At 67.3% G+C, this 6,992-nt stretch carries 5 protein-coding genes; 1 reads left to right on the top strand and 4 read right to left on the bottom strand.

What is annotated here, in order from left to right:
- Positions 1-2 precede the first annotated feature (2 nt).
- Entirely contained in the window at positions 3-1,022 is a 1,020-nt protein-coding gene (locus tag DSM100685_RS04555; protein WP_152350163.1) for a PPK2 family polyphosphate kinase, read from the bottom strand.
- Positions 1,023-1,137: 115 nt separating this feature from the next.
- Here DSM100685_RS04555 and DSM100685_RS04560 point away from each other — a divergent pair, with 115 nt between their 5' ends.
- On the top strand, positions 1,138-2,196 hold the full coding sequence (locus DSM100685_RS04560) for a LacI family DNA-binding transcriptional regulator (protein WP_152350164.1): 1,059 nt from the start codon (positions 1,138-1,140) through the stop codon (positions 2,194-2,196).
- A 116-nt stretch (positions 2,197-2,312) separates the two neighbouring features.
- On the opposite strand, the gene DSM100685_RS04565 is transcribed toward DSM100685_RS04560, so the two are convergent.
- From DSM100685_RS04565 to DSM100685_RS04575, 3 genes are all read right to left on the bottom strand, one after another.
- On the bottom strand, positions 2,313-4,451 hold the full coding sequence (locus DSM100685_RS04565) for a glycosyl hydrolase 115 family protein (protein ID WP_152350165.1): 2,139 nt from the start codon (positions 4,449-4,451) through the stop codon (positions 2,313-2,315).
- 46 nt (positions 4,452-4,497) lie between these two features.
- A complete protein-coding gene (locus DSM100685_RS04570; RefSeq protein WP_152350166.1) occupies positions 4,498-5,223 on the bottom strand; it encodes an SGNH/GDSL hydrolase family protein in 726 nt (241 codons plus the stop codon).
- 144 nt (positions 5,224-5,367) lie between these two features.
- The gene (locus DSM100685_RS04575) at positions 5,368-6,684 is read right to left on the bottom strand and encodes an ABC transporter substrate-binding protein (RefSeq protein WP_152350167.1); all 1,317 of its coding nucleotides are present in this window, start codon (positions 6,682-6,684) and stop codon (positions 5,368-5,370) included.
- Positions 6,685-6,992 lie beyond the last annotated feature (308 nt).

Raw genomic sequence — 6,992 nt, forward strand, 5'->3', positions numbered from 1 at the left:
CGCTACCCCAGCCGCCGGCGCACTTCGTCCACGTCCACGTCGGCGTCGAAGCCGGGCCAGTCGAGGCCCATGCCCGCGATCGTGGTGCGCAGCAGCTCGGAGACCACCGCCCGCGAATACCAGCGGTTGTCGGCCGGCACCACGTACCAGGGCGCCGCATCCGTGGACGTGCGCTCGAACACCTCGCGCCACGCGGCCATGTAGTCGTCCCAGCGGTCGCGCGCGTCCAGGTCGCTCATGGCGAACTTCCAGTGCTTGGTCGGGTCGTTCAGGCGCCCGAGGAAGTGCCGCCGCTGCTCCTCGCGGCTCACGGCGAGGAAGATCTTGATGATCGCGCACCCGTCATCCGCAAGAGCTTGTTCGAAGTCCGCGATCCGCTCGTAGCGCGGCCGCCATTCCTCCTCCGGCAGCGTGCCCCACACCCGCGGCATGACCACGTCCTCGTAATGCGAGCGGTCGAACACGGCGATCCATCCCGGCTTGGGCAGTTCGCGCTCCACGCGCCACAAAAAGTCGTGCGCGCGCTCCTCGGCGGTGGGCGCGGCGAACCCGTGGTAGTGGATGCCCATCGGATCGCCCTGCCGGAACACGTGCCTGACCAGGCTGCCCTTGCCGGACGCGTCCATGCCCTGCAGCACGATGAGCACGCGCCGGCGCGACCCCTTGAGCCCGCACGCGTACAGCAGCCGCTGGTAGCGGGCGATCTGGTCGGCGCTGATGGCGATGAACCGCTCGCCGTCGGCCTTGTCGCCGTGGAATCCGGGCGTCGTCCCGCCGATCGCGTCGTCGAGCCGCCAGCCCGCGCCGAACCGCAGCCTTTCCGCGGGCGCCTCGCTCCACACGGAACTCAGGAGCGCGCTGGACTTGGCGGCCTGCCCGAGCCGCTCGCCGGCGCTCGCCGTGGAGTCGGAGCCGTGCACGGCGTCCAGTTTGGCCAGTCCCTGTTCGGCCTTGTCCAGTGCCTTGTCGATGGCCTTGCCGGAGACCTTGCCGCCGTTGTTTCGCTTCGTTGCGTCACCCATGGCCACCAGTGTAATGAAAATGCGTGCGCCACGCCGCGGAAACCGCCGATACGATTCGTACAATGGTAGGAACCGGCGATACGTATAGCCGGCGATCTTCTGCAATGGAGTTGAAGTGAGCACAGCAGACAAGCAGCCCAGACGACGTTCCACCCGCGGACACGCGACCAGCAAGGACGTGGCCGCGCTGGCGGGCGTGGCGCAGAGCACCGTTTCCTACGCGCTCACCGGTTCGCGTCCCGTCTCCAAGGAGGCCCGCGCGCGCATCGAGGCCGCCATGAAGCAGCTCAACTACCATCCCAATTCGAGCGCGCGCACCCTGCGCACCTCACGCACGCAGCTCATCGGCCTGATCGAGCAGATCGACGTGGACTCCGACGGCGTGGGCATTCCCCCGTACCTGTCCACCATCGTCTCCGAGGCGCGCAAGCACGACTACGACGTGATCCTCAACACCATGCAGGAGGGCCCGGATACGCTGCGCCGACTGGCCGGACGCGCGGTGTGCGACGGGTTCATCATCATGGACATCAAGCACGCCGACCCCCGCATCCCCGTGGCGCAGGCGATCGGCATGCCCACCGTGCTGTTCGGCATGCCCGACGACGCGTGCGGCCTGGACTACACGTACTTCGACTACGCGGCCGCCGCGGAGGCCATCGTGGACGCGATGGCCGATGCCGGGCACCACCATGTCGTGCTCGTCGGCGAGACGCCCCAGTCCGGATTCGGCAAGTTCCGCATCTACGAGGAATACGTGTCCCGCGCCCGCGAGCGCGCCGCCAAGCGGGGCATGCGGTTCAAGGTGGTCAATCCCCCGACGGGAGGCGTGGCGGGCGTGGAGCGCGTGGCCTCGGCGCTGCTCTCCGACTGCGATGACCGTCTGGCGCTCATCACGCGCGGCCCGCTGGCGACCGACTGGATGAGCCGTCTGCTGGAGAAGAACGGCATCCTGCCGGGTAAGGACGTCTCCCTCGTGGGCGTGGTGGACGACCACACGGCCACGAGCGCCAAGATCACCCTGACCAACGTCTCCCCCCGCCCGCAGGCCGTGTCGCGTCTGGCGGTGGAGATGCTGCTCGCGCGCATCGACGATCCCTCGATCGAACAGCAGGTCAAGCCCGTCTACCCGCAGGCCATCTCCTTCCGCGACAGCAGCGTGGACTGGGAGTGACGCCGACCGGGAGCGGCGCCGCTTTGGCAGAACGACGCAATTGGGGGTTGGCTTCCGATATCGACCGGAAGCCAACCCCCAATTGCGTCGTCCCTAGCGGAGCGGACGCGCCGAACTCACCGCTGGAAGCGCGGGCGCATGGCGTCGAAGATCTCGTCGTCCGTCAGGTGGTTCTCCAGATTGAGGATGGTGAGCACCTTGCGGCTTTCCTTGGAGTAGATGAACTCGCGCTGCCACTGGTAGAAGTGCGGGCCGTCGTCCACGTTGCGCAGGAACGACATGAGGTATTCCATCACCCACGCGCTCTGTGCCACGTCCGCAAGGCACTCGTTGCCGTAGTAGCCGCGCCACACGCCGTGCTCGGCCTCGTCCATGGCCGCGCGCGCCGCACGGTACTCCCCGCGGGCCTCGCCGGCCAGATAGAACGCGTGCGCCCACGCCACATGGTCGCTTGTCTTCGGGTCGAACGTCTCGAACAGGCCGAACGCCTCGAGCATGGCCTCGCATGCCTTCCGGGCGCCGCGCGCGCAGTGCAGCTGGATGCGCGACTGGAGCAGCACCGTGTCGTCGAACAGCCGGCGCACATGCCCCGGTTCCAGTTCGAGCCGGCGATGCTCCAGATCCTCCACGAGCGCCGTGTAGTTGGCGTCTCCCCGCTCGCACAGGCCCAGATACCACTCGACCTGCGCGCGCAGATCGGTGGCGTCCGTGGCCCATGCGAGGTCGCCTTCCCCCGTGTGCCGGTCGCGCACGAACTGGCTGACCAGCATGCGCGACACGTGATTCCAGAACTGCTCGCCGGCGTGGTCGTCCCAGTGGGGGCCGTACGGCACGGCGAGGTCGAAGTACGCCTTGTAGGCGCCGGCCACCACGTCCGGGCGGTCAGGCGTGAAGTAGGTGGCGGCGAAGCGGCGGGCGTGGGCGTCCACGAAGTCCCCGATCGCCTTGGGGTCCTTCAGCGAACCGGCGGGCAGGCCGTCGCGCCACAGTTCGGCGATGAGGTCGAGATAGTACATGTGCGGCTTGACGTTCGACGAGTTGACGATCCAGAAGTCGTCTCCCCCGTTAGCCAGCACCTCGCCGAGCTCGCGCGCGATGTCCGCGGGCTGGTTGGGCAGCGTGGTGATGTGGTTGGCCGCCTGAAGGTCGTAGAACGACGCGTGGTAGTAGATGCCCTGCGCGCCCGGGTCGTCCGGGTTCGGCATGGCGGGCACGCGCGGGTTGTGGTTGCCCTGACGGCGCGTGACCATGCGGCCGAAGCCGTTGTCGGACCACACCTTGATCACGTCGTCCGGCAGGTCGAGGCAGCCCTTGGAGTACAGCTCCATGGTCTCGCCGTACAGGTAGACGCACATCTGCGCGTGCGGGTCGTCGGCCTTGATCATCTCGCGCTGCACGCGGATGATGTCGCCCATGAGCCTGCCGCGGGACTCGTCGGTGTCGTACGTGGGGTCGCAGTCCCAGAACGGGGAGTCGCCCTGGCCGCGGAAGCCCACGTTCCAGATCATCCGCTGGCCCTTGTGGCGGCGCAGTGAGTCGGCCCACAGCGCCTTGAACTTGTCGGCGTGCTCGTCCCACGAGGGGTTGAGGTCCGGGTAGGCGGTGGAGAACATGGTGGCGCCGAGCGGCTCGGCGTGGTGCTGCGCGATGGCGAGCCCGCGCGCGACGGCCAGCGGCACGTGCTGCTCCACGTTGAGGCCGGTGCCGGGGATGACCATGTTGCCGCCGCAGCGCAGCAGCGTCTCGAAGGCCATGCGCCACGGTTCGAGCGGATCGTTGCCGATCTGCCAGCCGAGCAGCAGCACCTCGTCGTTGATGAACCAGCCGCGGTCGCGCACGGCGAACGGCTTGGAGGCGAACGCGTAGCCGTCCGGCACGTCCACGGCGTCGGAACGGCGGGAGGGAGTCCAGTCGGTCCAGAACCAGAAGTCCGGCACGCCGAGCAGGTCGCGGCTCACGTGGTACAGGCCGTAGACGAGGCCCAGATCGTCCGGCGCGGCGATGACGAGCGTGCGGGCGCCGGCGTCGAGGCGCACGGTGAAGGTCTCCGCGGCCATGGCGTCGGGACCGGTCCCCTGCGCGCGAACAAGGTTGATGGCGGCGATCGCGTCGTCCGCCGCGGTCCCATCGCCCGCGGCCGGCGCGTCGGGCGCGGAAAGCACGGCGTTGAGGTCGCGGCGCACGTCCGCGATGGCCAGACGGACCGGCTCGGCGTCGACGGCGCCGGTGATCGCTACGTTCTGCAGCAGTTTCATGAGTGGTTCTCTCCCTTATTCGATCATGGACAGTCTATCGGGCGCGTCATCGGACGGCCATCATCGGCACGGCTATCGGCCGGCCGACCTCCCTCAGCTGGTCGGCGAGCGTGAGGCCGAGCGAGCGTATGCCGTCGGCGACCATGCGGGCCACGATCTCCGCGCCGGTGCCGTTGAGGTGGGCGTCGTCGTCCACGCCCTGCGGATAGTTGACGAGCTCCCCCCTGCGGCCGTGCAGGTAGAGCGAGCGGCTGCGCAGCGGCCCCCATTCGGCGAGCAGCGCGTAGGTGCGGGCGTACAGGTCGATGAGCGGGGCGTTGCGGCGGGCGGCGATCTTGCGCACGCTGGCGGAGCGCACGGTGTCCGTGTCGGTCAGCACGCCGTTGCCGTCGAAGCGGCGGCGGGCGACCGGGGTGAGCAGCACGGGGACGGCGCTGGCGGTCTGCGCGGCGTCCACGATGGCGTCCACGCCGTACTCGAACATGGCGATGTCCTTGACGCTGGATCCGCGGTATCCGCCGAATCCCGCGGGCACGGCGTCGTCGCCGGCGAAGTCGACGAACAGCCAGTCCCCCGACTTGAGGCTGCCGCGAAGCTGCAGGAACTCCTCGGAGGCCGCGTAGCGCACGACGTCGATGTCGTTGACCGCCAGATTGCGGACGAGTTCCGGATTGGTGAAGCAGTCCGGGAAGCGCTCCGCCCATGCGGTTTCGGGACGGTACTTGGTTTCCTTGCGGGCGGCGGACGAGCCACCGACGATGTATACGGTCATGAGCGTCTCCTTTCTGCGAACGATGTGATGGATGGCGGTGAAAGTATGCGGTGAAAGCGCAAAAGCCGGGCGGAACGGAAATGCTTCCCGTTCCGTCCGGCTTGGGGTTATTCAGTTATCGGGGCCGATGGGCCCGTCTGGCGATCAGGCCGCGGAGTCGATCGCGGACTGGAGCTCGGCGGTCATTTCCTTGGCGGCGTCGGCAGCGGACTTCTGGCCGAAGTAGACCTGCTGCTCGTAGCGGGCGATGGTCTTGTCGAGGTCGGAGGCGCCGTTCGGGGTGATTTCCGGAGCGTCGCCGATGGTGTCGGCGATGGCGGACGGGAACTCGAGAGCCTTCTTGTCGGTGCCGGTGGCGGAGGAGGCGAGCTGCTCACGCAGCTTGTTGTTGCCCGGCAGACCACGGTCGGTGCCGAGGGTCTTGATGGCGTCCTCGTTGTTGATGAGGAAGTCGATGAGCTTCGCGGCCTCGGCCGGGTGCTCGGTCTTGCCGCCCATGGCCCAGTACATGCCGGGCTTGAAGTAGCCGTACTTGGCGTTCTTGCCGAGGTTCGGCATCGGGACCAGGCTCATGTCGGCGCCGGAGGCCTTGGCGTAGGTGCCGATCTGGGTGGCCTGGGTGAAGGTCATGGCCTGCTTGCCCTGGGCCATGTCGCCCTGGTCGACGGTGCCGGCGGAGTTCTCGGCGAGACGGTCGGGGGTGCCGGCGATCTGGTCGCCGTGGGTCCAGTCGTAGGCCATCTGCAGGTAGCTGGTCAGCGTGGCCTCGGAGATGGCGACCTTGCCGTCCTTGAACAGGGACTCGTTGTTCTGGCGGGCCCACAGCTGCAGGCTCATGCCGTTGTTGAGCGGGGCGATGCCGGTGACTTCGCCGTTGGACTTCTCGACGATCTGCTTGGCGAAGTCGATCATGTCGTCCCACGTCCACTTGGAGGTGTCCGGCAGGGTGAGGCCGAGCTTCTTGAGCAGATCGTTGTTCACGAGCACGCCCATCGGGGTGGTGGAGATCGGGGCCGCGTACTGCACGCCGTCGACCTTGCCCATGTCGCGCAGGGAGGAGTCCATCTGGTTGAGGTCGAGGAACTCGGAGGTCTTGCCCAGGTCGTACAGGGTGCCCTGGGAGGCGTAGGAGGCGAGGTACAGCTCGTCCATCTGGATCACGTCGGGCATGTCGCCGCCGGCGATGTGGGTGGCTAGGTTGTCCCAGTAGCCGGACCAGTCCTTGTACTCGGTCTCGACCTTGATGTTCGGGTTGGCGGCCTCGAACTTGGAAATGGCTTCCTGGGTCATCTTGACGCGGGTGTCGGAGCCCCACCACGCGATGTGCAGGGTGACCGGCTCGTCGGACAGCTTGACGTCGGAACCGCCCGCGGTGTCGCCGCCGGCGCCGCAGCCGGCGAGGGCCATGGCCGCAGCAGCGATGGCGGCCGGGACGGCGAGATGCTTCCTTGCAATCCTCATTGTTTTCTCCTTTGTTTGTTGATCTTCTCGTGAAGAATCAAGTTTGGTTGGTAAAAGGTGCGGAACTCGCGGCCCGTCGCCGGGAGGAAAGGAACGAAAAACGGTTCGGGGCCGCGTTCCGCGGTTATTGGTTGGTTGTCGGGTCCCGCATCGCTGCGGGAAGTGTTGGTTGGGGATGATAGCGGTTTACTTGCCGCCGGTGGTCGCGATGCCCTCGACCAGATACTTCTGACCAAAGCAGAACACGATGAACAACGGAATGATCGACAACACGCTCATCGCGAACATCGGACCATAGCTCGACTGCG

The sequence above is a fragment of the Bifidobacterium avesanii genome (assembly GCF_009299475.1).
Lineage (GTDB): Bacteria > Actinomycetota > Actinomycetes > Actinomycetales > Bifidobacteriaceae > Bifidobacterium > Bifidobacterium avesanii.